The organism is Syntrophorhabdales bacterium (assembly GCA_035541455.1).
Classification (GTDB): domain Bacteria; phylum Desulfobacterota; class Syntrophorhabdia; order Syntrophorhabdales; family WCHB1-27; genus JADGQN01.
Window position 1 is genome coordinate 1 of sequence record DATKNH010000146.1, and the last position, 24,170, is coordinate 24,170.

Below are 24,170 nucleotides of genomic sequence, written 5' to 3' on the forward strand. Positions count from 1 at the left end.
GCTTTCTTTATGGACGTCGATCCCCACGAAAACCTGTTTTCCTACATACGACCCTTTACCTATCTGCGCCACCATCTTCATTGCGAGCCTCCTTGTTTTTCTTTCGAGTATAGCAATACCCGTCAGAGGGCACGCAATCTAGCATAGTATCTACAAAGGCAGAATTATCCGCCTTTGCGCCGTGTGAGGATTACCGAGGCAAAGCGAGTATCTTATCAGGGTATGTTTCGGAGGTTTTTGTTCTATTCAGCAAATTCCAGTTGACTTGCGCAGGAGCTTGTTGGAGAATCAAGAAATGCAGCCAATGTTATGTCACCTTGAGTCAAGTGCGCCGACGGACTTCAAAAGGCCGCATAGAACCAGATAAGAAGGAGGTGCTTACGTGAAGATTATTACTTTACTGCTCGCAGTTACGCTTGGCATGGTCATCGTTGCTTGTGCTTCTAGTTCTCTCCCGACCCAGGTGAGAAAAATCGGAGATAACCAATATGAAGTCTTTGCCAAGAGTAGGTCGATTGGAAAGGACTCAGAGCTTGTGAGTGACTGGAATACGAAAGCCAGGGAAACTTGTGGCGGAGATTTTGATGTTATTAGTCGCAACTTCAATTCACAGACCCAAGGCTCTTCTACTATGACGGGTGTAATTTCTTGTAAGTAATCACCCCTCCGTAAAGGCTGGGTGATTAGCCCCGCCCCTTTTTCTGCTTGACTTGCACGGCGGTTTGGTGAAGAAGCAAAGTCGCGTTCAGCCGTGCGGGAGGGCACAAGTGAGCGATAGAGCATATATGCTCGCAGAACACACGATCCTGCCTGAACCATCCTTGCTATTTGCCGATGGTCACCGGGATATACACCCGCTACGAGGCCTCACGGACGCTGGCCCTTACAGCTCCGATCTCCATTATCCAGCCTCGGTGAAAATAGCGTACTTCGCCCCTCGTGAGTCATTCTCGGCCCTGGATGGAATGATGGAATAATGTCAGAACTAAATACCACTGCTACGCTTAAAGAGGCCACAAACTACTACCCGGTGTACAACGGTTTCGATAAGGTCTTCCGTGTTCCCATTGTAACACCGAATACAAATCTGAAATGGGAGGCACCTCCCGAGTGCCACAAGCTCGCCCAATCAAAGGACGGTCAGTCCCTCATTGCTTGCATTCTCGAGTCACTTAAGGGGCTTCTGCTTCAACGAACTTCCTTTGATGTGCTATTGATGTATCTACCGGACATCTGGAAGGACTGTTTCGAGTATGAAGGGTTTGATCTTCATGATGGAATCAAAGCAAAGCTGGCACGTTTGAGTGTGCCAATCCAGATAGTCAATGACACGTCTTTGAATCGCACATGCAGGGCAAATGTAATGTGGGGCATGAGCGTGGCGCTCTATGCAAAAGCGGGTGACATCCCTTGGAAGCTAGCCGTATTCGACAAGGACGAGGCGTGTATCGGGTTAAGTTATGCAATAAAAAAACACCCTGATGGCAATGACTACACTACCTGTTGTAGTCAAGTCTTCGACCCTGATGGTAGCGGGTTCGAATTCGTTGCATACGATACGCGCGAATTCTCAACTGATCGAAAAGGTAATCCGTATCTCAGCTATCAAGAGATGCAATCTGTATTGTCCCGGACGCTGCTCGTCTATCAGCGTGGCCATAGCGGACGCATAGCACGCGAAATTTTCATTCACAAGACTTCCCATTTTACTGAAGAGGAAATTCAGGGAACGCTGGATGCCTTCGGAGTCAAAACCGAAATTGAAATGGTACAGGTTGTCCGTAGAAATAACTGGTACGGTGTAAAACTTAATCCCTACGTCAAAGGTAAGGTATTACGCCGACAAATTACCCGGTAGATAGAGGTTTGTACCAGCCACTCACAGAGAGTGAATGCCTGCTCTGGACACAGGGTACGGTGATGTCAGTCAATCCGATCAATCTGAATCAACCGGTTTTCAAGGAGGGAGGATTGAAACCTCTGCCTGACCCGATAATATTGCGTCGGTTTTCGGGAGATGGCGGTTGGTATGATACTTGCCTGACTATCCTTGGGTTTACGAAAGTCGACTGGAACAACAACACACTCTACAAGACACTCCCCGTCACACTCGTTTATTCTCAGGTATTCGCTGAAGTGATAAAGCAAGCGCCTGACCTAGTCAACGATGTTTACGATTGCCGTTTCTTCATGTAACCCGCAGCATTATAAATCATCACACGGTCGCACTTTCGGAATTGAGTGGCTAGGTCGCCGTCACCATGCATAGCTTTATTTAAAATCTTGCATGACTTTATTTCACGCGCCATGCATGACTTTATTTGACGCGAACACAGAGATGATTTGCAGGCGGATGTAAAGAGCAGACGGGGTAGACTGTAAGCCGGGTTCTGTTGCTGAAGTGATCAGCCTGTAGCCATTTCTCTTGGACTCAGATTACTCTGAGCCTCTTGCGGCCTACCTGGGTTAAGGGACGGGCCATCCCCGCCGCAGATAACTGCAGCCCCCTTTTTGGCCTTGCGTCGGGTGGGGTTTGCAAAGCCATTCAGTCTCCTGAATGCTGGTGGGCTCTTACCCCGCCTTTTCACCCTTACCCCGCATGAAGCGAGGCGGTATGCTTTCTGTTGTACTTTCCTTAGGGTTTCCCCCAGTCCCCGTTAGGGACCACCCTGCCCTGCGACGCCCGGACTTTCCTCAGGGATTGCTCCCCGCGGCTACACGTCTACCCCGGCTGCCGTGCAGCTGCACTTTTGGCGAGCTTGTCTGCAAGCCCGTTCTTCTCTCGGGGAATATGACGTATCTCAAACCTTCTGAATTCGCCTATCAGACGGTGTGCTTCGTTGAGGTAGTTCTTCAGCCTGTCATTCTTCACTTTGTATAAGCCCAGGACCTGTTTTGCAACGAGCTCAGAATCCGTATAAACGGACACGGCTTCAACGGCCATCTCACGCGCCATGCGCAGCGCGCGCACCAGGGCCTCGTATTCCGCCATGTTATTGGTCATTGTACCCAGATGTATGCTCTCCCTCCGGACTTCATTGCCGGCTTCGTCATACCCGACGATTCCGGCGCCTGACTGTCCCGGATTGCCCAGGGAAGCGCCATCCACGTAGACGGATAAATCCCTCACTCTTCTTCCTGATAGCAAAAGATTCTGTTGCAACTGGGGCACGAGATCAGGCTGGCATTCTTGGTGACTTCGATGAAGAGTTGCGGAGGAATGTTCATGTAGCAGCCCAGACAGACACCATTCTTCACGTTGACGATCGCCAGTCCGTTTCTCTTCTCCATCAGCGTATGGTACCGCGCTTTGGCCTCTTTACTCACGTTCTTTAACAGTGCATCGCGTTGTTTTCTCAGCTCTGTCACTACAGCTTCGACAGAAGTCATCTCTTTTTCCAGTTCCTTCTTTTCAATCTCGACTTCTTTGTCCCTCTTCTTCACGTAGGCAATTGAGGCTTCATAATCCTTGCGCAGCTCCTCAATACGCTCGAGCAACAGAATGATCTCCTCCTCAGTCTTATCGTTGGCCGCCTGAGCCGCTTCGGTCTCCTTCAGTACTGCCTGATACTCCTTGTTCGTCTTTATCTCGTAAAGCTTTGACTGCACCTTTTTTATTCTTTCCTTCTCATCGTCGAGCTCCTTCTCCTTTCGCCGCCTCTCCTTGTCCAGCTCCTCAATGACCTCTTTCTCTTTGCTCAGCTTTTCCTTCGCATTCTGGAGGTCTTGCTCGATCTCAGCAATTCTTCTCGGGCCCTGTGCTCTCTTCCGTTCATGTTCAATTAACTGCGTGTCCAGTTTTTGCATCTCGCAAAGCGTACCCAATTCCTCTATCAACGGCCTGCCTCCTTGAATGTAAAAGGGGGTGTACGGTCTGTACACCCCCTCGTGGTAATCCTACCTATTGCAGGAATAAATGACACTCATCCATGCCTCACTTAATTAATTGGGCCCACCTGGGCTCGAACCAGGGACCTACCGGTTATGAGCCGGTGGCTCTTCCAGCTGAGCTATGGGCCCGAAGCACTCGACAGTGTAACCGATGGTCCGGTCAATTGTCAAGGGGCGGGCGTAGCACCATATTCGCCCACTCCGGTCAAAAAAGCTCCATTAGGTCGTTCTTACGATCACCCGTGGTTCTTGCGAAACCCACGAGATCCGTGGTGGACGTGCGACCGTACCATTTTGGCATACTTATTGCTTCCCCCAATGATGGGAATCCCTATAGTATCAAACTATCGGCATTGCGAGGAATGCCTCTATGAACCAGTCCTTTATGACCAGGAATCCACTGTTAGACAAGAGCCGGAATATCGTCGGATATGAGGTTCGATTCCGTGACATTAATGCCTTTCGGCCTGATGTCATACCGACGAAATCTCAGGGTGAGGCTCTCGCCCTTTTTCTGAAGGAAGGGGATCTTCGCCAGGTAACGGGAGAAAAGCTGGCATTAGTCAACCTTGGCCCGGACCTGGTAAATAACCACATCACTGCACTCGTTCCGAAGGAACGAGTGGTGCTTGGAATCTCCAGTGAGACTTCGCTGGAAAATGTGGTGTTGATAGAGCAGTGCAAGGTCCTTCACGAACAGGGATATCGTTTCTGCCTCAATAAATTCGCACCCGACAAGTCCTTCTCGCCATTTCTGCAAGTGGCCGAGTTTGTAGAGCTGAGCGCGACCGGGAAAGATCATGCCAGGATGGCGGAAGACGTGAGCCTGGTCAAGAAACTACCGGCCAAACTCCTCGCTTCTGATGTAAACTCAGAGGAAGAGTACGCCATTTGCCAGGACCTGGGCTTCGACCTGTACGAAGGCCGATTCTACTATAAACAACCCGTAGCGGGTTCAAAATCCGTATCCCCGTCTCAACTGCTTCTCCTGGAGCTCTCGGCCCACCTTGCCAGAGACGAAGACGTGTACAAGGTGGAAGCCGTATTCAAGAAGAATCCGGAGCTTTCGTTCGGACTTCTCAAGTTGATTAACTCTGCCTTTTTCCGCGTGCAGCAGCGCGTTACCTCCATAAGACAGGCAATTGCTTTACTCGGCTACGGGAATCTGCAGAAATGGGTTGGATTGCTCCTCTTCACTGTTGATCATCGGGACCACACCTTCAACCCGCTTGTCGAGAAGGTCCTCACCCGCGGCCGCATGATGGAACTGCTGGCCGAGCGCGTGACGGGGAGCAAGACAGCCGCCGATAGCGCCTTCATTGTCGGTATGCTTTCTTTCGTTGACGTGCTCTTTGGAAAACCACTTAAAGAAATCGTGGAAAAGCTGAGCCTTGCGGACGAAATTCGCGACGCTCTTACGGAGCGGGCAGGAGTCCTGGGCACGTTGCTCGCCATCACCGAAGACCTCGATGATGAAAAGTATGAAGAGCTCAGTAACAAATGTACCTCGCTGGGCATTCGCCCCATTGATCTCCTCTCGATCGAGACAAAAGCCATGCTTGAATACCAAGCATCGCTAAATGACGATTTGCGGCGAGTCACACAGGAAAAAGAGGCCAGCTGAACATTTCGGCCTATCGCAGGCGGCGGGTAATGAACGGTGTGCCGCCCCCTGGAGACGCCCTGGAGCGGGTCTTTGTGTTTACCACCCAGGATTGACGGGACTGTGAGCAAGGCAGCATGGACGTTTTTGTAGCACGACAGCCGATCTTCGACGCGCACCAGGCGGTGTACGGGTATGAGCTGCTCTACCGTTCGGGTTCCGCTAATGCGTATGAAGGAACTGACGGAAGCCAGGCTTCGCTCAGTGTAATACGTAACGCCTTTCTCATGGCAGGGCCCGAAGTACTTACCGGTCGAAAAAAAGCCTTTATAAACTTCACCAAAGATCTGCTCGTGAGCGGCGTGGCTCTTAGTCTTCCCAACGATCGAACCGTCGTCGAAATACTGGAAGATGTGGAGCCGGACGAGCCCTCTCTTAAGGCGTGTCGTGATTTGAAGGAAGCAGGTTTCACCCTGGCACTCGACGACTACACGCTCGCCAACACCACTCAGGACGCTTTTCTTCAGATTGCCGATATTGTCAAGGTCGACTTCAAACTTACGCCTGAACAAGATCGCGGAAAGGTTATCCAGCGCCTGTCACAGTACTCAAAACAGTTTCTGGCTGAGAAGGTAGAAACCAGGCAGGACTTCAAGGACGCAGTCACGAAAGGTTACGCCTTATTTCAGGGATACTTCTTCAGCAAACCGGTAATGGTTTCAGGGAAGGACATCCCCACTATCAAGCTCAATTACATGGAGATGGTACGGGAAGTAAACCGCCGGGAACTCGACTTCTTTCAGCTGGAAAAGGTGATCAAGCAGGATCCTTCCCTGTGTTACACGCTGCTTAACTACATCAACTCCGCATATTTCGGACTCCGCGAGCATATCACCTCTATCAGGCACGCTATGGTCTTACTGGGCGAAAGTGAAGTGAGAAAATGGGCTTCCCTCGTCCTCTTCACATTCATCGGGAAGGACAAACCATCTGAAGTCATCGTCACTTCCCTCATCAGGGCCAAAATGTGCGAGGCACTCACCCCTCACGTTGGCCTTAAGGGGGCCGAGTCAGAACTCTTTTTCGTGGGCATGTTTTCCCTGCTGGACGTTCTTATCGGTAGGCCCTTGTCTGAGATAGTCAAGTCGATGCACCTATCTGCCGAGGTGAAGAATGCCCTCCTCGGCATCAAGAACAAATACAGGGATATTTTTGAACTGGTTATAAATTATCAGAGCGGGAATTGGGAGAAGTTCTTGAAGTCTATCAATAAGCTCTCGCTAAACCAGACAATAGTACCAAAGCTCTACCTGGAATCGGTCGAATGGGCTGACCAGATTGCGAGCCTCAAAGAGGATTCCGGGAACTGACGCCTCTTTATAATAGCCTGCCCGAAAGTGGTTGATTTTTCTCATTCGCCTATGTTATAGAATTCACAAGCAACACACAATCAACGAATATTCGCGGTACAGGAGCACCCGTACGCCCGCGATGGAGATTCATAATGAGCAACTTCCTTGACAAACTCACCATCAGGATTATGAGGGACGACGACCTTGACGCAATCGTTGACATAGACACCAAGGTGCTCGGGGAACCACGACGAGATTACTGGGTGACGAAGATCATCAAGCAAGCTGATTCGCGCCCCCACGACGCATCTCTTGTAGCCGAGGTAGACGGGAAAGTGACGGGTTTCATTCTCGGCGAGGTCAGCGGGTGGGAATTCAAAGTCCCGAACAACATTGGCTGGATAGACACAATCGGTATAGATCCGGATTACCAGAATCGAGGCATAGCCAAAGAGCTGGCCAATGCGTTAGTAACCAATCTCAGGGCTCACAGTGTTGATACCATTTATACGCTTGTTAACTGGAACGATTGGGATCTTCTTCAGTTTTTCCATGCGATGGGATTTACACGCGGGGATATGATTAATCTTGTCCTGAAAGTCTAGCCTTTCTTATCGGGCAGGCGCAACTTCATGCCAGCCATAATGCGATCATTTCTGAGCTTATTTACCTTCTTCAGCGTTACCATGTTCACGCCATACTTCTCAGAGATGTCTGAAAGGTTCTCTCCTTTTTTCACCGTGTGATACTTTGCGGCCGGTCTGGGCTGAGTCATTTTCTTGCTGACCAGCTCGATCCGCATGTTCGGGTAAATCTGGTCCTTCTTGAGCCTGTTGATCTCTTTCAGTGTGGCGACATCAACACCATATTTCTCGGAGATATCTGTCAGCCGCTCACCTTTCTTGACAATGTGAAACGCCTTTACTTCTTTCTTCTTCTCAGCCTTGGGAGCCGTCTTGGGTACTGCAGGTGTCTCATTGCGGGCTTCCAAATGCTTCGCCGACACTTCCGTTTTCGGTGCACCTGCCGTCCTGACGTCCTCTTCGCTTTTGTTCGCAACCTGCTTATAGAATGATGGAATGTAGATCGCGCTTCCCTGCTTTGTTTTCAGGCCTCCATCGCAGTAATTGACCAGTGTGAGCTCGGCATAGGAGACGCCGTAGCGTTTCATGATCTTCGGTAGAGAATCTTTCTTCTTCACGATATGCGTCGTGAAACCCTTTACCTTACGTTCGTTCTGCAGCGCCTGAACCATATTCTCCCGGAACTCCTGTGCTTCAATCCCAGTTGGAAGTTTCATAGCATAAGACTGTGCATCGGGCGGTGTTATGCCTGTCAGCAGTTCCGGGTTGAGCGACTTGATTACGGCCATCTCAACAGACGCGGCGCGCGCTACAGTCTCGAGCCGCACACCCCCCGGGACCTGTACCCGAATAAACTCGATAGGGCTCTCATACGCGATGTTGGTGAATCCATACTTTTCGGGATTCTTCGCAATAATGGCCGCAGCTATCAGTTGAGGAATATATTCCCGCGTCTCTTTCGGCAGCGTATTGTATTTGCTCAGCTCCCAGAAATCGGTTGTCTCATGGCGTAGTATCGCCCTTTCAATCCGTTTTTCTCCAGCATTGTACCCGGCCGCTGCCAGGTACCAGTCACCAAACTGATTGAACAGGCTTCGAAGGTACCGTGCCGCTGCTATGGTTGATTTTTCCGGGTCTCTTCTCTCATCAACCCAGTGATTCACTCTGAGGCCGTATCGCTCCCCGGTCTCGTAGATGAATTGCCATGGGCCGCACGCCTTCATCGGCGAATAAGCCCTCGTATTGAAGCCGCTCTCAATCATCGCCAGGTAGACAAGGTCCTCAGGCAGATTGTGCTGCCTCAATATGTCCCTGATCATCGGCACGTACCGCTCCGAGCGGCGCAGCCAGTTCGTAAAGACTTTTCTCTTTTCGACGGTGAAAAAATGGATGAAGTATTGAACAGCCTCGTTGAAAACTACGGGGATATCAAAGTTCTCAAGGGAACCAGGGCCAACAAGAAGAGGCGACTCTTCTTCCTCTATCTCAACGGAGGAGGAATCACTCGGATCACCGACCGCCCTCCCCTTCCCGGCAGGCAGCGTTATACTCAGATCGTTCCGGTCGTTTGCCAGAGACTGCCGATCTTCTAACATCGGCACGGCCACCGGTACGGACGCTATTGCGCTAGACCCATTTGGAGCGAGGGCAGTTGCCATTCCGAAAACAGCCAGCATGCACACGAGTCCGAGCAGCGCTTTTCTCATCCCTCCTGTCCTAGCAAAAAGAATACCACCGGCCCTACTATCTTGATAATAAAGTCCAAAAGCCTGTCTGTCAACAGAAAAATGACCTAAGTGCGTCATAAGCCTAGCTTTTTACCGAGTATGCCCCTATAGCCTCTGGCGAATTCCGCGCCATTCATTCTCTTGCGATTCTCCATTTGTACGTCCCTTAACAGGACAGAACCGCCCGGCGTGGCTATCAGCAACCCTCCAGGCAATACTTCGAGCACCCTGCCCGGCTCCGCCTCTTCAGTTCGGTGCCCAAAGTCGGCTGCAAACACCTTCAACAGCTTGCCGTCGATATACGTGTAAGCTGTGGGCCAGCCTACCAGCGCCCTGACCTGCCTTACGATCTCACTTGCACCTGCAGCCCAATTGATCAGCCCCATCTCCCTGCTGATCATGGGAGTGTAGGTAGCATCCTCCTCTTTTTGAGCCCTGCCTTCCGGCAGTCCGCCCTGTTCGATCTCTCCTAAAAATCCTGGTAGCAGCACTGCTGTTCTTTGGGAAAGCCTCTCTGACAGCCTTTCAGCATCTTCGCTCTCCTCAATACAAAACCGCTCCTGATACAGGATGTCACCTGCATCCATCCTTTCGCTCATTCTGATGATGCTGATGCCCGTCTCTGACTCTCCGTTTCGGACAGCCCACTGAATGGGCGCAGGTCCACGATATTTCGGCAGAAGCGAAGGATGAACATTGATGGAGCCGATCGCCGGCGCATCGAGAAACCATTTAGGTATGATAAGCCCAAAGCTGACTACCACGAGCAAATCCGGTCTGAGCGCCGCTATGTCATGGGCAACCGGATCTTTGAAAGAATCAAGCTCAAAAAGAGGCAATTCAAGGCTACGTGCAAACTGAGCCACATCACTGTCACCCACCACATAACCCCGCCCTTTTGGCTTTGCTCTTTTCGTAACAACAAAAGAGACCAGGGAATGAATCGATTGAAGAGGAGGAACCGAAAAACGTGAGGAACCGAAGAAAAGTACCCTCATCTACTCCTTCATATATTCCTTTCGGAATAGTTGTCTCTTGATGGGGCTCAAATGGTCTACGAAGAGAATCCCGTTCAGGTGGTCAATCTCATGCTGACAAGCCCTGGCCAACAACCCTTCGCACTCCATTGTGAATTCTTTGCCGTCCACACCGACAGCCTTCACCAGTACCTTCTTTGCCCTTTTCACTGTCTCGTAAAATCCGGGCAGACTCAGGCAGCCTTCCTCGGCGGTCTCTTCTGAAGCGAGTTCAATAATCTCAGGATTAATGAGGACGAGCGGCTCCGATTCCTTTTCCAATCCCATGTCGAGGGTTATGATCCTCACAGCAAGACCTACCTGGTTAGCTGCCAGACCCACGCCCCGAGCCGCACGCATGGTTTCGATCATGTCTTCTGAGAGCCTGCAGAGTTCACCAGAGACATCGGTCACCTTGTCAGCAACTTTCCTGAGCACCGGATCGGGATACTTTCGGATGGGATGGATTGCCATGGCCCATATTTTAATCTGGCGTCATGGCATAGTCAACTTGCGCGGATACTTCCTTATGTTCTGCGGGTCAGGCGTTTGTCCAGTCTATAACAACTACCCTCCGTCTGCTTGGAATAGCGCTTCATCTCCGAAGCTATTTCCGTTATCTCAACTGAGAGGGTGAATGGTACAAATTTGTTGTGCGCCACGCCGATAGAGATGGACATTATGGGGAAAGAGAGGCTGTTTCCGGTCCTGTCAACTGCCTCTATGAAACCCTTCTCCCTTTCCTCCTCATCGTAGAATATCGAGATGATGCCGTCGAAATTTCGTATGATCTTCTCTGATATAACGCCAACCTGCTCGTAATTGACGATGAATACGAAGTCGTCTCCTCCGATGTGGCCGATGAAGCTGTTGGCCGGCTGCTCCTCCTTGACTGTGTTGAGAATCAGCCTTCCTACCATTTTGAGCACCTCGTCGCCGCGAGAGAACCCGTACTTATCGTTGAATGGTTTGAAGTCATCGAGGTCAGCCCAGGCCACCGCAAAGACTTCGCCTGAATCAAGCCTGCTCTGTATCTGCTTGAGGATGGCGATATTGCCGGGGAGTCTTGTCAATGGGTTGATCTCCACAAAACGGGCTGACCGCTGCAGGCATAACTCGACGCGGGCCCTCAATTCAGCCTCCAGGTTCGACTTTCTCACGTAATCATCCGCGATCATGCCGTGCCGGTTGGGTGAAACCATGGTATCTTCAGCGACGACCATGACCGGAATCTGGCCAAAAATCGGATCGTTTTTTAAGTCGCTCAGGATCCCCCATGTCCAGGGATCATTGACGCCTGCCGACTCGATGACAATAAGGTCGGGCATAGAGCTGTATACATAGTCGAGGGAGGATTGAATATTACTGAAGAGAACCACACGAAAGGAATCGGCCAGAAGACGCTCCAGCTTGTTTCGCAGGACCAGATCCGCAGTGAGCAGCACGACCGATTTCAAGCTGCCCTTCCCGGCACCAGGAGATCTTCCGTTTGTGACAGCACGTCCTCCGTAGCGATCAATATCTCTCGTATATCCGCGTCGGAAAGATCCAGCAACCGCCAGGCGGTCTCGTTGACGTTCGGCACCAGTCCGTCACCCGCAAAGCCGAAACCCCTTCCCCTGACAAGTATATCGGAGAAATGCACGATCGCCGTCTGGAGGCCGTAATGCTTCGCAAGAGTGGGCCGATGATGATACGCGATCTCCTCGACCAGGCTGCGCGGAAAATTCCACTTCTTTCCTATCCAGGCAGCGACCTCACCATGCGTCGCGCCGAAAAATTCCCTCTCCGCTTCAGTGATAAACATACACCTCGTGCCGGCTTCGTCCATAGACTGCTTGTACACGTCCGGGAACTGGAGGCTAAGGAAGACCTTGCCGATATCGTGGAGCAATCCGGCCACCGAGACCTCCTCCGGGTCCTTCAGTCCTTTTTTCTTACCGATGATTCCGCACACTATCGCACAGCCAACGGAGTGCTCCCAGAGACCGACAATCGATTTGCGCATAATCTCCAATACAGAAACCCCGAGGAGCAAGCCCCTGGCGACATTCAAACCGAGAAGGAGCAAAGCCTGGGTCAGCGACGATATGCGCCCTGGAAATCCGTAAATCGGTGAATTCACGACTTTCAGAATTTTTGCGGCAAGTACAGGGTCCTGAGAGACAACCGTTGCTATTTCAGCCAGTGAAACTCTCGGATTTTCACACATTTCCAGCAACTTCCTCAGAACCGTCGGGATGGTGGGAAGCGCACCCATTTGTTCAATTTGCGATCTCACGTCACGTGCAGTCAGCACGAGTAAAGCTCCTCTAAATGCCCCTGCAGTAGGTTTCTCAGCTCTTCCATGTGCGGCTTTCCGCGGGTCCTGGCGAATCGTGCATCCAGGGCCGATAGCTCGTCTTCAAGGCGTACTGCGTCCGCCTCGCGCTTTACGAATACGTACCGGACGTTTGCATTGACGAGTTTCTGAATAATCTTATCCGTTACGACAGTGCCCTCGTTGATAAGCTTCACGCCGGCATCGTTGCATGCAGCTTTCGAAAGCTGCATGCCGACCTCCACGTATTTGAGTGCAATCCTAGACATACGATTCCTCTAATACGTTATCGACCATAGCGGCCTCAGGTTAAATGCAAAAAGCAATTTTTTTCAACCTGAGGATGATATCTTGATAGTCGGGGCTTATATTGTATCAGGCAAACAGAATCACACCGTGGAGGGAAAACATGGCAAGACAAGATAGGCTGTTGCAGGAAGATGTACATGATCCCTATTTCGTCAAACAGAGATACCGTGATCCTTCAGTGTGCCAACGGTGCGGTGTTCTCTTCAGGAATGGCGCATTTGAATGGGTCAAGAAATTGCCCCCGCAAGCAGCCAAGATGGTCTGTCCAGCATGCCGCAGAATAGAAGACAAGTTCGAAGGCGGCGTCGTAACCCTCGCAGGCGATTTTCTTTTGCAGCACAAGAGCGATATCATGAACATTATCGCGAACACCCAAAAGGCGGAGCAAACGTCCCGTCCCCTTGAGAGGATCATCTCCTTGATAGACACCGGCACGAAGATAGAGATCCGCACGACCTATGAGCATATTGCCCGCAGGATAGGCGAAGCGGTCAACAAGGCATACAAGGGCGAACTTTCGGTTCAATACCCCGAAGGTGAGAAATACGCGCGGATATTCTGGAGGAGAGGCGAGGCATAAAAAGCCCCCGTATTGTCAAACCGCAGGTTCTGCTCGCTGAAATCCTCTGAGGAAAGCGTTCGGATAAGGTGCAGCGCTGCCTGCTTTTGGTCCTTGAAGGGAATGCCGCCATTACGGAGCCTCACCGGGACTACTCTTCCCCATACAAGATTCCCTGTCTCCAGGTCCAGTTCGGCGTGGAGTATCAGGCTGATCCCACTGAGACCCTGCGTGTTGATGCCTCTGTACGTAGCGAAATTCCCGAGACTGTACGCGATCAGTTTGTTCTTGTAGAGTTCGAAGCCCCGTACGACGTGCGGACCGTGCCCTATGAGCAGGTCTGCTCCGGCATCCACCGCCTCATGAGCAAATCGTTTTGTCTCGCCTCTTCTTTCCCCCTCATGGAATTCGGCGCCATCGCCTATGTGAAGCGCATCTGTTCCTTCGGGGCCTGCATGAAACGAGACGATAAGAATATCGTTTTCGGCTTTCAGTTTTTTCACTACGCGCCTCATGCCGTTGATGTCCAGGACTGACGGGAAAGATGAGCCGTTCTTCGAAAAGGAAAACCCCACCAGAGCCACTCTTTTCCCGGCGACGCGAATCCTTGCAACGTCCTTACCACCTGCCGGCTGCACAAATGCGCCCCGCAGGGTTGCCCGGGTACTTCTCTCCCCTTCAAGCCCAAAGTCCAGGATATGGTTGTTCGCGGTGCTCACCACGTTGAAGCCTGCCTCCGCCAGGTGCGCAACGTATCTGGTCGGCGTCCTGAACGTGTAGCACACTGCCGATTCTTCCCGGCCGGCACATTTGTCTGTGATGCCTCCGTCAATAAGGGGACCCTCCAGGTTGCCGAACACTACGTCTGCGCCCCTCAGGCTCTTCCGTACCTCTCGAAAAAGATGCTGCCCGTCGTGGGGAGGGAGTTTCTCTGCAGGAAAGGTCGTCCCCATCATGACATCACCGACCGCCGCGATCGTGAGAAATCTTTTCTGTTGGACTGCAGGGTCGACAGATACTGTGATCAGCAGGAATATCAGCGCGGGAGTCATGCACAACGCGCAACGGGACAGTAGAGTCGCCAATGGGTTACCTCGGAGTAACTGTAGCACACCGCCAGATCTCTTTCCAACACACCGTGCTTCGCGTCTCTCGTGCCCCCGCGCAATCGTGCCTGCGTGTTATAATAACGCGTGAGCCTAGTCGTCAGGGAAATACAGGCCAAGTCCATTCTCTCTCGGTCCGGGATCGAGGGCATCAGCTATACCGTCAATCCCTATACAGGGTGCTCCCATGGATGCCGTTACTGCTACGCCACTTTTATGAAGAAATATAGCGGCCATACTGAGCCATGGGGCCAATTCGTGGACGTGAAACTGAATGCACCGGTGCTTCTCGGACGTCAACTCCCGCGGGCCCAGAACGGCACCATCATTCTCAGCAGCGTCACCGATCCTTATCAGCATCTTGAAGGGAAGTATAAACTTACGCGTGAGTGCCTCTCAGTGCTTTCAAAGTACGAATTCCCTGTCGAGGTTCTTACGAAATCCCCTCTCGTGACAAGAGACGTGGACGTGATCGAGAAGTGTAAACACATCGAGGTGGGATTGACCATAACAACCGATGACGATCGGGTAAGGCGGATTTTCGAGCCGCAAGCCCCATCCGTGGAAAAGCGCTTCGCCGCTCTTCGTTCTCTCCGCGACGCCGGAATCAGAACCTATGTCTTTATAGGGCCTGTGCTGCCTATGCGTCCCGAGGCGCTCGCGAAGCAGATACGTCCTCACGTGGACCGGGTCTTGATAGATGCGATGAACTACTCTTCAAAAACTTTGGCTATTTACAGGGCTCACAGTCTGGAGGATTGGCTCAAGCCCGCGTACGTGCACAGCGTCATCGAGAGACTTCGCGACTCATTCAACGCCGTGCCCACGGAGATCTGTTAAATATTCTGCAGCCATGCTTCAAGCCTGCGGCAACCTTCTTTGAGCTGCTCCAGGCTATTTGCAAAAGAAAAACGGACATGGGAATCTGCCCTGAAGTTCCCGAAATCGTACCCCGGCGTGAGCGCCACCCCGGCCTCATGAAGCGCTTTTTCCACAAAGCGCATGCTGTCGAGCTTCCATCGCTCGATTCCCGCGTAGATATAGAAAGCTCCTTTGGGCTCAACAGGCACTGAGAAGCCAATTCTCCTCAATTCCGGCAGGAGAAAATCTCGCCTCTCCCGGTAAATTTGCCTCATTCGGTCCACTTCCGCCACACAGTCGAAAGCGCTCATGGCCGCGTACTGGGAAATCGTAGGAGGCGAGATGAAGACATTCTGCCCAACCTTCTGCATAGGACGGACAAGCGCCGGCGGAACAACTACCCACCCCAGCCGCCAACCTGTCATGGCATAGGTTTTCGAAAAGCCATCCACAACCACAATATCATCTGAAATCGAAAGCGCCGTGCGAAATGGGTCTCCGTACGTAAGTCCTGAATAAATTTCATCCACCACCATGACGCCTCTTTTCTTCCGGACGTACGACGAGAGCCGACCCAGCGTTTCGGGATTGTAGACTGTGCCGGTCGGATTCGCCGGGTTGGCAACCAGCATGAGATGGGGCAGCCTTCCCTCTTGCCGAAGATTCTCTTCTGTGATCTCGAATCCCGTATCCTCAGAGATAGGTATGGGAGCAATGCGGGCATCGGCGAGCAGGCCAAAATTCCTGTAACAGGGATATCCGGGGTCTGATAGCACAAGATTCCTTCTCCTGTTCAGCAGCACTGCCGACAAGAGGAGGAACGCACCTGAAGTGCCGTTCGTAATAATGATGCGTTCCGGTGAGATGGACACCTTGTAGGCGTTTTGATAGTGTTCGGCAATCTTTTGGCGGAGCGCGGGAAGCCCAAGGCTTTCCGTGTAAAAGGTCCGGTTCTCCTCTATCGCCTGGATAGCGGCTCTCTTCACCGCTTGAGGCGTGTCGAAATCAGGCTCACCTATTTCCAGATGGACGATCTTTGCTCCTTTGCGCTCTATCTCGCGCGCTTGCTCCAAGAGTTCCATGACATAGAAAGGCCCTATCCTCTTCGCCTTCCCGGTCAACAGTATGTTGTTCCGGCCGCTCATATTCTTCAGGCGTAAGCATACCATTTTTTGAGTGCGGGTGTTCAGGCGGGAGATTTCAGATACGGACGCGCACGGGTGCCTGTTTAGCCCTTTTCGTCGAAGGTGAAACCTCTTTGGCGGAAGAGCCGAAGACAAGCATCTACAACCTGAGGGCTATAAAGAATGCCCTTTTTTTCAGATATTTCTTCGAGGGCTTTATCTATGCCGAGGGCTTCCCTGTACGGCCTGCGCGACGCCATCGACTCCACAACGTCCGCCACTGCCAGAATCTCTGCCTCTACCGTCAGCGCCTCAGCCGTAAGCCCGGCCGGATAGCCTGAGCCGTTGCGGCGTTCATGATGCTGGAGCACAGCTTTGGCGACAGGCCAAGGGAATTCCAGGAGTTTGAGTATTTCGTAGCCGACGCTGGAATGAGTCCTGATGAGGCTCAATTCTGCATCGTTGATGCGGCCGGGTTTGCTCAGTATTTCTGCAGGCACAACGATCTTGCCGACATCGTGGAGAAAGCCGCTGACCCTGATGCCTTCGATCTGGTCTTCAGACATGCCCATCTCTTGAGCCACTGCTGACGCGAGCTTCGCAACCCGGCGCTGATGACCAGCCGTATAAGGATCCCGCATTTCACTCATGCACGCTATAGCTTCCACGGTTTGAGTAAGGGCTTTCTTCATGCCCTGAAGGCTCGTGGCAAGCTCGGTCTCCAAACGGAGAGACTTCAATGCCACTGTTATGTCGCCTGCAGCCTCCATCAAGAACTCTATCTCCTCAGCGCCGAAGGAATCCTTTTCCCCGGAATAGACTTCGAGGCTCCCCATCACTTCACCATTGCTGACGAGCGGCAGGGCAATGGTCGATCTGAAGCCACGGTTCATGGCCTCCGCCTTCCACGGGGCATACGAAGGATCGTGTTGTGTATCATTCACAACGCAGGGCGCTCCGGTGGAGATCGCTGTTCCTGTGGGGCCGCGGCCGGCAGCCAATTCGTCCCACGAAAGGGTGCAGAAGATGAGAAAACCATCGGCTGAACCCGCATGGGCCACTGGTCTGATCTCATATCGGTCCTTATCAAGAAGGCTTATGGTGACCAGCTTGAAATCCTCAACCGTCACGAGAGATTCACAGATCTGTTGAAAAAGCTCGGGCTCGCTTTTCACCCGAAGCAGGCTCTCGTTCATGTTCCGGACGGCCATAAGCAGACTGTTCATCTTTGTCCGTTTCTGCTCGGCCTTCTGCCTCTCACTCACATCCCTGAAAACGAGCACTGCACCGACTATGGTCCCGTTGTCGTCTACAATTGGAGCAGCGCTGTCATCCACGATGAGCTTGCTGCCGTCCTTCCCGATAAGTATGTTGTTTCTCAGATCAATAACAAGGCCTTCCTCCAGTACCTTTGCTACCGGGTTCTTGAGCAGAATGCATCCGTCCTCATCCCTGACACTGAAGACTTCGCTGAGGTCCTTGTCGAGAGCCTCCGGAAGCTTCCAGCCTGTCAGGACCTCTGCTACAGGATTCATGAACGTGATGCGTCCCTGTGTATTGGTGGCTATGACCGCGTCGCCTATGCTCCTGAGAGTGGTACCAAACCATCGCTCGCTCTCTTTGAGCCGTTTCTGCATGGTATGGCGGTACATGGCAACTTCGATGGTCGTGTGTAATTCTCTCTCATCAAACGGCTTAAGGATATACCCCGAAGGTTCGGTGACTTTTGCCCGGTTTAACGTATACTCGTCTGAGTACGCAGTGAGATAAATTACCGGGATGTGAAACTTGGATCGAATTGTCTCTGCGGCTTCCACGCCGTCGATGTCGCCCTTCAGTACAATATCCATGAGAACGAGGTCGGGTTGCAGCGACTCTGCTTTCCTGATTGCCTCCTCACCCGCAGAGGCCGTGCCGCATACGCCGTATCCAAGGCCTTTCAGGCTCTCCTGAATGTCCTTGGAGACAACACTCTCATCTTCAACAACAAGGATCCGGATCTGGTTCGTGACTCCAGCGCCGGTATCCCGTTCACCTACCCAATGCACTCTTGAATTACCTCATCCCTTTCAGATCCCCGATTACGCATCCCCCGGATTGCGCAACCCAGGCCCCTCTTGCAGTTCCTACCTCCGCCCGTGCGTTCCCACCCGTAATTCTGGCCATGGAGATAGTGAACTTTCTTATTGTATCGGATTTTTGGCGGAAAACTTTAAGGCAAAAGCTAAAGGGTCGCGGGTCATGAGACCCAGGGTTCAAGGGCTTGGGGCTCAAGGGTCCCAGGAAAGACGTGCGGTTTACGGCTCGTTTCCTTGAACCCTCGAACCCGGAGGCTCTATTTCTTGGCCGCTGCCTGCTGGAGAATGGCTATGCCCTTCTGTGATTCATCCATGCTTCGCGTGAGGGATTCCCGGGCCAGTTCAGGATTGTGAAACCCGTCGGAGTTCTCTGCAGTCCAGTACTCCCACAGCACGTGCGCTCTCAGGTGCTGATCCTGGGCTTTTGCTATTGATTCTGCGTCAATGCCCGATTTCTTCGCCTCAACAATCGCATCAATCAGAGCACATAGCCAGAACTCGGCCTTTCTCATTCTTCCTTTTGTGTAAGCCTTGATTGAGTCGATCGAGTATCTCGCCTGTTCTTCGTTCCAGTACTTGTGACATTTCAGGCATGTCTCCTTAAGCTGCACCCTCGGGGTGACTGCAAAATGAGACGTGTACGTCTTTCCGGTCTTTTTGTCTTTAATCCTCGGCGTATGACAGTCATCGCACTGCACGCCCGCCTTCGCGTGCACGGAATTGTAATGAGTCTCGCTTTCCGGATGCTGTGCTTTCCACAAAAGCCCGCCTGTTAACGCATGCTTCCAGTCAAGAAAGCTGATCTTATTCTTGTAATGGTCATAAAGACCCAGCACATCCTTGTACGGGAAATGATTTGTCCGCGGGTCTGCCATGGTGACGGAAGGGGTAGACAGATCAGGATTCCTCGGATCGTAGCCGGGGTTACAGTTGTATTCGACATGGCACTGGCCGCAGAGCAGCCTGGAATCGTATTTCTCGAGCAGTGCTATTTTTCTCGTGAAGCCCCTCTCCCCCATATCGAGCACCCTGATACCCGTTCTCTTCGGATCCTTGTGCCACAGGGTATCTCCGTCCGGCTGTGTCAACGCCTCGATCAGCGCGTCTCGAACGATCCTCGGCCTGGCAGCGTGCGGGTCGTGGCACATGAAGCAGTTGAGACTATGTTGTAGGTTCCGGGCCATCTCCACTGGAGACGATGTTCTCGACCATTTAGCCCCTTTGCCGGGCTCCCCCCTGTACGCCCAGTCAAGGATCTGATCCTGGGACTTGCACTGAAAACAGACCGGGTTGGCCGCTGTCGCAGTCTGTGGCTTGAACGGCTTCTGCACATTGGTGGAGGGCTCCTTGTCCTGAAGCACGTCCCATACCTTGCCTTTTTCAAGTATATAATTCCAACCCTTCTTCGGTTCGAATCTACCACCGAAAGCTCTGTCCACCACGAACTGATCAACGAGCGCGTACGAATGGCTCCTGGTCAGATTATGCTCCTTGGTAAAACCGTGCCCCATCATGAGCTTATCCCAGAAAGGATTGGGTGATCTGTTGGTCAGCTGCGATTTTTCGTCTCTGGCAGGACGATGCATCGAGACCTTCGTGAAACTGGCGTACTGCTCCTTGTGGCATTGACCGCACGCCTCCCACGCCGTGTTTGTCACCGGCCTTGTGTCGGGCCCGGGATTGGCCAGATGTTTTTCCAGTCCGCTGTGGCAGCTTCCGCACTGCACTTTTGCGTGCTTGCCCGCGGCGTGGAGCTCTTTTACCACGCCATGACATTCGTAGCATTCGGCAATGTTCAGCTGCTTTCCTTTCGCTGTCTTACCTTCGGCGCCCGCTGCTCCTGATGTCAACAGGCTGACGACAGTCAATGCGATGACGATACTGCCAATACCCTTCCCCCTCATCTCAATCCTCCTGAACGAGTGATATATGCGCCGCTAAAATGCAAGCATTCTCTCCAGTTACATAACTGTTCTCCTGCCCGCAGCTACCTCCTCAAGCACACGTCGATTGAGAAGCCTGATGCGCCTGCCATCTACTTCGATAAGCCCTCCCTGCGTCATCTTGGCCAGGATGCGGGAGAGCGTCTCCGGAATGGTGCCCAGAGAATTCGCCAGCAAGGTTTTTGAGACATCGAGTTCCAGGAGATTGCTATCCCCCTGGTACTGGCTCATGTAGAGCAGGTAAGATGAAAGGCGGGCCGGAACATCCTTGAGCGACAGGTTCTCTATCAGACTGCTGAACTGCCTGAGGCGGCGGGAAAGCAGGGCCAACATATTCATGGCCACGGATGGTTCTTTCCTGATGAGGCGAATGAAGGCATCTCTCTCCAAGAAGAGAATCCTCGAGTCTTCCATGGCTTCCGCATTCGCGGGAAAGCGTTCGCCGGCAAACACAGCCACTTCTCCGAAAGGCTCCTGCATCTGGATAATGTGGAGAATCTGCTCTTTTCCATCAGGCGCAAGCTTTGCGATCTTCACGCGCCCGAAAATGACAACGTAAAACCCGCTCGCTTCCTCCCCTTCGGAAAAGACGCGTTCGCCTTTTCGATATGCCTTATACGAAGCAATAGAAGCCAGCTGCTCTATCTGCGTGGACGGCAACCCCTTGAAAAGGGGTACATTCACTATGAACTCCGCAATATCCATAGTCATTTGCGTTATACGGTAACACAGGAATGGAAAATGTCAAACACCATTCTATTTGGTGTATTTTTTGCAACAACACGATACAGTATGAGAGACACGTTCGCGGAAGGTTAAAACAGCTTTTGCACTATCGCCCAAAAACCCAACCCGACACAGCCAGGAGGAGAATTTTCTCGGGAATCCTCCTGCTCATAGCGCTCCTCCTCAGCACACTTCCTGTTCAGGCGGCCACAATCAGTGATCGCTCCGGCGGCTCCATTTACTGGGGCGGCAAGTACGTCAATATAAAACCCTCGGGGTACAGGGATACGCTTGGCAGCAGAACAAGGGTCGATCAGATGGAAGTGGTAATGAAGGATGATGTGGTTACGGTCAAAATCACCGGGCCCTATTTCTACAACTACACACACAAGCTGAAGCGCACCCAGGATGCACCGCCCGGCGACCTCTACATAGCGTCGCAGGGCTGGAAGGTATCGGGAAAACCGCCGCACAATGACGACATGTTTGAAGCTTCTGAGGGATGGGATTACGTCGTCTCCTTCGAGAACAAAAAAGTCTATGCGCTCAAGTTTTCCGATGTGATCATGACATCGGATGTTTCGCATGTAGGCAGGTACCGCGCGCAACAGGCATGGCGGGGCGGCTACGGCGAGGCTATCGACGACGCCGAGGTCATCTTGACCGACAGGGACCTGACCTTTATTTTCAGTGTACGAAACATGACTCTACGGAGCGACATCGGACTGCACTGGACGATGAAATGCGGCAACGATATCGTAGAGGGCAGCGCTTCACTACCCCCCATTGCTATCAGCGCGCCGCCTGCGGATCCAGCTGATGCGGATGTTGTCAACGCTGACCCGGCTGAGCCTGTTGGAGTTGATGGCTTACTCCCTGCTTCACTACCCATACCTGCTGCGGGAATTCTGCAGACACCCTCCGGCACCCTCACGTCGTCAGTGGGCGGGTGGGTCCTCCCGGCAGCAGGCACCTTAGCAATTCCCATATTTCATTCAAGCTCTGGTGATTATGGAGTAGTAATACCTCAGAACAACCCGGTAGCTCCCGCTCCTGCTCCCGCAGAGCCGGGCCACATAGATCCTCATCATTACGACCCCACAACGCCGGTTCCCGAGCCGTCCGCAGCTCGTTTTCTCCTGATCGCTCTCGCTGCACTGGTTGCAAGAAAGCGTCTTTCAAAGTAGCCTCCCGAATCTTTACTTTTCTTGATTTAAGTCAAGGCAGCTAATCCATACCAGCCGTATACTTGCATTCATGATGTATGAGACACACATTTCTAAAGATCAAATCTAAGGGAGGAGGCTGACTATGTTTTGTTATCAGTGTGAACAGACGGCAAAGGGAGAAGGATGTACAGTGATGGGAGTTTGTGGCAAGCAGCCTGAGGTGGCCAGCCTGCAGGATGTGTTGGTCCATCTTGTGACCGGCATTTCCCAGTACGCCGTAGAGGGAAGAAAGGTGGGTGTGGTTGACGCGGAGGTCAACACGTTTACCTTTAAGGCTCTCTTTTCCACGCTTACCAACGTAAACTTCGATGCGGACTGGTTCGTCAAACTTATCGAAAATGGCACCAAGCTGAGGGACTCCCTCAAGGAAAAGGTAAAGGCAGCAGGCGGCAAAGTTGATTTTGCGGGAGGACCAGCGACCTTCCAGCCTGAGAAGACCAAGGATGCGCTTGTGAAGCAGGGGGAAACGGTTGGATTGAAATCCTTCCCTGCGACCGATCCCAATATCCTTTCCCTGCAGCACACGCTACTTTTCGGGATCAAGGGCATAGCGGCGTACGCTGATCATGCACAGATACTGGGACAGCAAGATGACGCAATACCTGCTTTTATGCACGAGGGATTGGTAGCGACGTGGCGTACAGATCTTGGTCTTGAAGACATGGTAAAGCTGGTGCTCAAATGCGGAGAGATTAACTTGCGCACCATGGAAATCCTCGACGCAGCAAACACGGGCACCTACGGCCAGCCGGTACCCACCAAGGTCCCGCTCGGTACAAAGAAGGGTAAGGCAATCCTTGTGTCAGGCCACGACCTCAAAGATCTCGAAGAGCTCCTCAAGCAGACTGAAGGCAAAGGAATCAATGTTTACACCCACGGCGAAATGCTGCCCACCCACGCGTATCCCGCGCTGAAGAAGTATGCCCATTTTTACGGCCATTACGGCACCGCCTGGCAAAATCAGATGAAAGAGTTTGTCAATTTTCCGGGCGCTATCCTTCTGACGACCAATTGCCTGATGAGGGTCCAGCAGGCTTATCAGGATAACATTTTCACGGCGGGTCTCGTGGGCTGGCCTGGTATTCCACACATTACCGATCAGAATTTTGGTCCTGTCATTCAAAAGGCCCTTGCAATGCCCGGATTCTCAGAGGATAAGGAGGCCGGATCTGTTATGGTGGGTTTCGGCAGAAGCACGGTCATGAGCGTTGCCGGAAAGGTGATTGACGCTGTCAAAAACAAGCAGATCCGCCATTTCTTTCTGGTTGCCGGCTGTGACGGTGCAAAACCGGGGCGCAACTACTACACAGAGTTCGTGGAAAAAGTCCCAAAGGATTGCGTTGTCCTGACCCTTGCATGCGGTAAATTCCGCTTTTTCGATAAGGACCTGGGTGACATAGGCGGTATTCCTCGCCTTCTCGACGTAGGACAGTGCAATGACGCCTATTCAGCGATTCAGATCGCGGTGGCGTTAGCCAAGGCTTTCAATATCGGCGTCAACGATCTGCCCCTGTCGATGGTGCTTTCATGGTACGAGCAGAAGGCTGTGGCAATACTTCTGACGCTGCTCTACCTCGGCATAAAGAACATGCGCCTCGGTCCTTCTCTTCCCGCGTTCGTCACGCCGGCTGTACTCGACTTCCTGGTGAAGAATTATGACATAAAGCCGATTTCCACACCCGACGCGGATTTGAGAGCAATTTTGGGATAAAGACCGTTGCAGGTTGCGCGTTGCGGGTTCT

At 52.3% G+C, this 24,170-nt stretch carries 23 protein-coding genes, 1 tRNA gene and 1 other RNA gene; 10 read left to right on the forward strand and 15 right to left on the reverse strand.

The genetic code is table 11. The features are described from left to right. Positions 1-382 precede the first annotated feature (382 nt). The 3 genes from VMT71_15755 (at position 383) to VMT71_15765 (ending at position 1,858) form a co-directional block, all read left to right on the forward strand. Positions 383-658, forward strand: coding sequence for a hypothetical protein (locus VMT71_15755; GenBank protein HVN25429.1), 276 nt, complete (start codon positions 383-385; stop codon positions 656-658). Positions 659-767: 109 nt separating this feature from the next. Then, positions 768-977: a hypothetical protein gene (locus tag VMT71_15760; GenBank protein ID HVN25430.1), complete on the forward strand. Its 210-nt coding sequence runs from the start codon at positions 768-770 to the stop codon at positions 975-977. Then, positions 977-1,858: a hypothetical protein gene (locus VMT71_15765; GenBank protein HVN25431.1), complete on the forward strand. Its 882-nt coding sequence runs from the start codon at positions 977-979 to the stop codon at positions 1,856-1,858. The genes VMT71_15760 and VMT71_15765 overlap by 1 nt, the downstream gene beginning before the upstream one ends. A 505-nt stretch (positions 1,859-2,363) precedes the next feature. On the opposite strand, the gene rnpB is transcribed toward VMT71_15765, so the two are convergent. From rnpB to VMT71_15785, 4 genes are all read right to left on the reverse strand, one after another. Beyond that, positions 2,364-2,730: RNase P RNA component class A (gene rnpB / locus VMT71_15770), an RNA gene on the reverse strand. After that, entirely contained in the window at positions 2,723-3,130 is a 408-nt protein-coding gene (locus VMT71_15775) for a ribonuclease HI family protein (GenBank protein ID HVN25432.1), read from the reverse strand. Before VMT71_15775 ends, rnpB begins: the two co-directional genes overlap by 8 nt. Further along, a complete protein-coding gene (locus tag VMT71_15780) occupies positions 3,127-3,837 on the reverse strand; it encodes a C4-type zinc ribbon domain-containing protein (protein HVN25433.1) in 711 nt (236 codons plus the stop codon). Before VMT71_15780 ends, VMT71_15775 begins: the two co-directional genes overlap by 4 nt. A gap of 110 nt (positions 3,838-3,947) precedes the next feature. Continuing rightward, positions 3,948-4,020: transfer RNA gene (locus VMT71_15785), tRNA-Ile, on the reverse strand. A 241-nt stretch (positions 4,021-4,261) separates the two neighbouring features. Here VMT71_15785 and VMT71_15790 point away from each other — a divergent pair. The 3 genes from VMT71_15790 (at position 4,262) to VMT71_15800 (ending at position 7,451) form a co-directional block, all read left to right on the forward strand. Then, positions 4,262-5,515: an HDOD domain-containing protein gene (locus VMT71_15790; protein HVN25434.1), complete on the forward strand. Its 1,254-nt coding sequence runs from the start codon at positions 4,262-4,264 to the stop codon at positions 5,513-5,515. A gap of 116 nt (positions 5,516-5,631) precedes the next feature. After that, positions 5,632-6,864, forward strand: a complete 1,233-nt coding sequence (locus tag VMT71_15795; GenBank protein ID HVN25435.1) for an HDOD domain-containing protein — start codon at positions 5,632-5,634, stop codon at positions 6,862-6,864. 134 nt (positions 6,865-6,998) lie between these two features. After that, positions 6,999-7,451 (forward strand): GNAT family N-acetyltransferase, encoded by a 453-nt coding sequence (locus tag VMT71_15800; protein HVN25436.1) that lies wholly within the window; start codon positions 6,999-7,001, stop codon positions 7,449-7,451. Here VMT71_15800 and VMT71_15805 read toward each other — a convergent pair. The 6 genes from VMT71_15805 to VMT71_15830 form a co-directional block, all read right to left on the reverse strand. Then, on the reverse strand, positions 7,448-9,136 hold the full coding sequence (locus tag VMT71_15805; protein ID HVN25437.1) for a LysM peptidoglycan-binding domain-containing protein: 1,689 nt from the start codon (positions 9,134-9,136) through the stop codon (positions 7,448-7,450). The genes VMT71_15800 and VMT71_15805 overlap by 4 nt on opposite strands. Positions 9,137-9,231: 95 nt before the next feature. Beyond that, a complete protein-coding gene (gene fmt, locus VMT71_15810; GenBank protein HVN25438.1) occupies positions 9,232-10,155 on the reverse strand; it encodes a methionyl-tRNA formyltransferase in 924 nt (307 codons plus the stop codon). Then, positions 10,156-10,647 (reverse strand): peptide deformylase, encoded by a 492-nt coding sequence (gene def, locus VMT71_15815; GenBank protein HVN25439.1) that lies wholly within the window; start codon positions 10,645-10,647, stop codon positions 10,156-10,158. A gap of 53 nt (positions 10,648-10,700) precedes the next feature. Then, positions 10,701-11,630, reverse strand: a complete 930-nt coding sequence (locus VMT71_15820) for a diguanylate cyclase (GenBank protein HVN25440.1) — start codon at positions 11,628-11,630, stop codon at positions 10,701-10,703. Further along, on the reverse strand, positions 11,627-12,472 hold the full coding sequence (locus tag VMT71_15825) for an HDOD domain-containing protein (protein ID HVN25441.1): 846 nt from the start codon (positions 12,470-12,472) through the stop codon (positions 11,627-11,629). Before VMT71_15825 ends, VMT71_15820 begins: the two co-directional genes overlap by 4 nt. Further along, on the reverse strand, positions 12,466-12,762 hold the full coding sequence (locus tag VMT71_15830; GenBank protein ID HVN25442.1) for a hypothetical protein: 297 nt from the start codon (positions 12,760-12,762) through the stop codon (positions 12,466-12,468). The genes VMT71_15825 and VMT71_15830 overlap by 7 nt, the downstream gene beginning before the upstream one ends. 140 nt (positions 12,763-12,902) lie before the next feature. On the opposite strand from VMT71_15830, the gene VMT71_15835 reads away from it, so the two are divergent. Continuing rightward, positions 12,903-13,382, forward strand: coding sequence for a BCAM0308 family protein (locus VMT71_15835; GenBank protein HVN25443.1), 480 nt, complete (start codon positions 12,903-12,905; stop codon positions 13,380-13,382). On the opposite strand, the gene VMT71_15840 is transcribed toward VMT71_15835, so the two are convergent. After that, positions 13,325-14,446, reverse strand: a complete 1,122-nt coding sequence (locus tag VMT71_15840; protein HVN25444.1) for a CapA family protein — start codon at positions 14,444-14,446, stop codon at positions 13,325-13,327. The genes VMT71_15835 and VMT71_15840 overlap by 58 nt on opposite strands. A 108-nt stretch (positions 14,447-14,554) precedes the next feature. Here VMT71_15840 and VMT71_15845 point away from each other — a divergent pair, with 108 nt between their 5' ends. Beyond that, positions 14,555-15,307, forward strand: a complete 753-nt coding sequence (locus tag VMT71_15845) for a radical SAM protein (GenBank protein HVN25445.1) — start codon at positions 14,555-14,557, stop codon at positions 15,305-15,307. On the opposite strand, the gene VMT71_15850 is transcribed toward VMT71_15845, so the two are convergent. The 4 genes from VMT71_15850 to VMT71_15865 form a co-directional block, all read right to left on the reverse strand. Next, positions 15,304-16,473, reverse strand: coding sequence for a pyridoxal phosphate-dependent aminotransferase (locus tag VMT71_15850; GenBank protein ID HVN25446.1), 1,170 nt, complete (start codon positions 16,471-16,473; stop codon positions 15,304-15,306). The genes VMT71_15845 and VMT71_15850 overlap by 4 nt on opposite strands. Positions 16,474-16,556: 83 nt before the next feature. Then, positions 16,557-18,500 (reverse strand): HD domain-containing phosphohydrolase, encoded by a 1,944-nt coding sequence (locus tag VMT71_15855; GenBank protein ID HVN25447.1) that lies wholly within the window; start codon positions 18,498-18,500, stop codon positions 16,557-16,559. 287 nt (positions 18,501-18,787) lie between these two features. After that, on the reverse strand, positions 18,788-20,434 hold the full coding sequence (locus VMT71_15860; protein ID HVN25448.1) for an ammonia-forming cytochrome c nitrite reductase subunit c552: 1,647 nt from the start codon (positions 20,432-20,434) through the stop codon (positions 18,788-18,790). Positions 20,435-20,491: 57 nt separating this feature from the next. Next, positions 20,492-21,157, reverse strand: coding sequence for a Crp/Fnr family transcriptional regulator (locus tag VMT71_15865; protein ID HVN25449.1), 666 nt, complete (start codon positions 21,155-21,157; stop codon positions 20,492-20,494). A 143-nt stretch (positions 21,158-21,300) separates the two neighbouring features. Here VMT71_15865 and VMT71_15870 point away from each other — a divergent pair, with 143 nt between their 5' ends. Beyond that, complete coding sequence (locus VMT71_15870; GenBank protein HVN25450.1) at positions 21,301-22,386, forward strand: hypothetical protein; 1,086 nt, start codon at positions 21,301-21,303, stop codon at positions 22,384-22,386. 124 nt (positions 22,387-22,510) lie between these two features. Then, positions 22,511-24,139, forward strand: a complete 1,629-nt coding sequence (hcp, locus tag VMT71_15875; GenBank protein ID HVN25451.1) for a hydroxylamine reductase — start codon at positions 22,511-22,513, stop codon at positions 24,137-24,139. Positions 24,140-24,170: the final 31 nt, after the last annotated feature.

Excerpts from the sequence above, each read along its gene's own strand:
- VMT71_15805 (HVN25437.1), bottom strand. The coding sequence starts at position 9,136 with ATGAGAAAAGCGCTGCTCGGACTCGTGTGCATGCTGGCTGTTTTCGGA.
- VMT71_15790 (HVN25434.1), top strand. The coding sequence starts at position 4,262 with ATGAACCAGTCCTTTATGACCAGGAATCCACTGTTAGACAAGAGCCGG.
- VMT71_15830 (HVN25442.1), bottom strand. The coding sequence starts at position 12,762 with ATGTCTAGGATTGCACTCAAATACGTGGAGGTCGGCATGCAGCTTTCG.
- fmt (HVN25438.1), bottom strand. The coding sequence starts at position 10,155 with ATGAGGGTACTTTTCTTCGGTTCCTCACGTTTTTCGGTTCCTCCTCTT.
- def (HVN25439.1), bottom strand. The coding sequence starts at position 10,647 with ATGGCAATCCATCCCATCCGAAAGTATCCCGATCCGGTGCTCAGGAAA.
- hcp (HVN25451.1), top strand. The coding sequence starts at position 22,511 with ATGTTTTGTTATCAGTGTGAACAGACGGCAAAGGGAGAAGGATGTACA.
- VMT71_15765 (HVN25431.1), top strand. The coding sequence starts at position 977 with ATGTCAGAACTAAATACCACTGCTACGCTTAAAGAGGCCACAAACTAC.
- VMT71_15795 (HVN25435.1), top strand. The coding sequence starts at position 5,632 with ATGGACGTTTTTGTAGCACGACAGCCGATCTTCGACGCGCACCAGGCG.
- VMT71_15860 (HVN25448.1), bottom strand. The coding sequence starts at position 20,434 with ATGAGGGGGAAGGGTATTGGCAGTATCGTCATCGCATTGACTGTCGTC.
- VMT71_15850 (HVN25446.1), bottom strand. The coding sequence starts at position 16,473 with ATGAGCGGCCGGAACAACATACTGTTGACCGGGAAGGCGAAGAGGATA.
- VMT71_15835 (HVN25443.1), top strand. The coding sequence starts at position 12,903 with ATGGCAAGACAAGATAGGCTGTTGCAGGAAGATGTACATGATCCCTAT.
- VMT71_15800 (HVN25436.1), top strand. The coding sequence starts at position 6,999 with ATGAGCAACTTCCTTGACAAACTCACCATCAGGATTATGAGGGACGAC.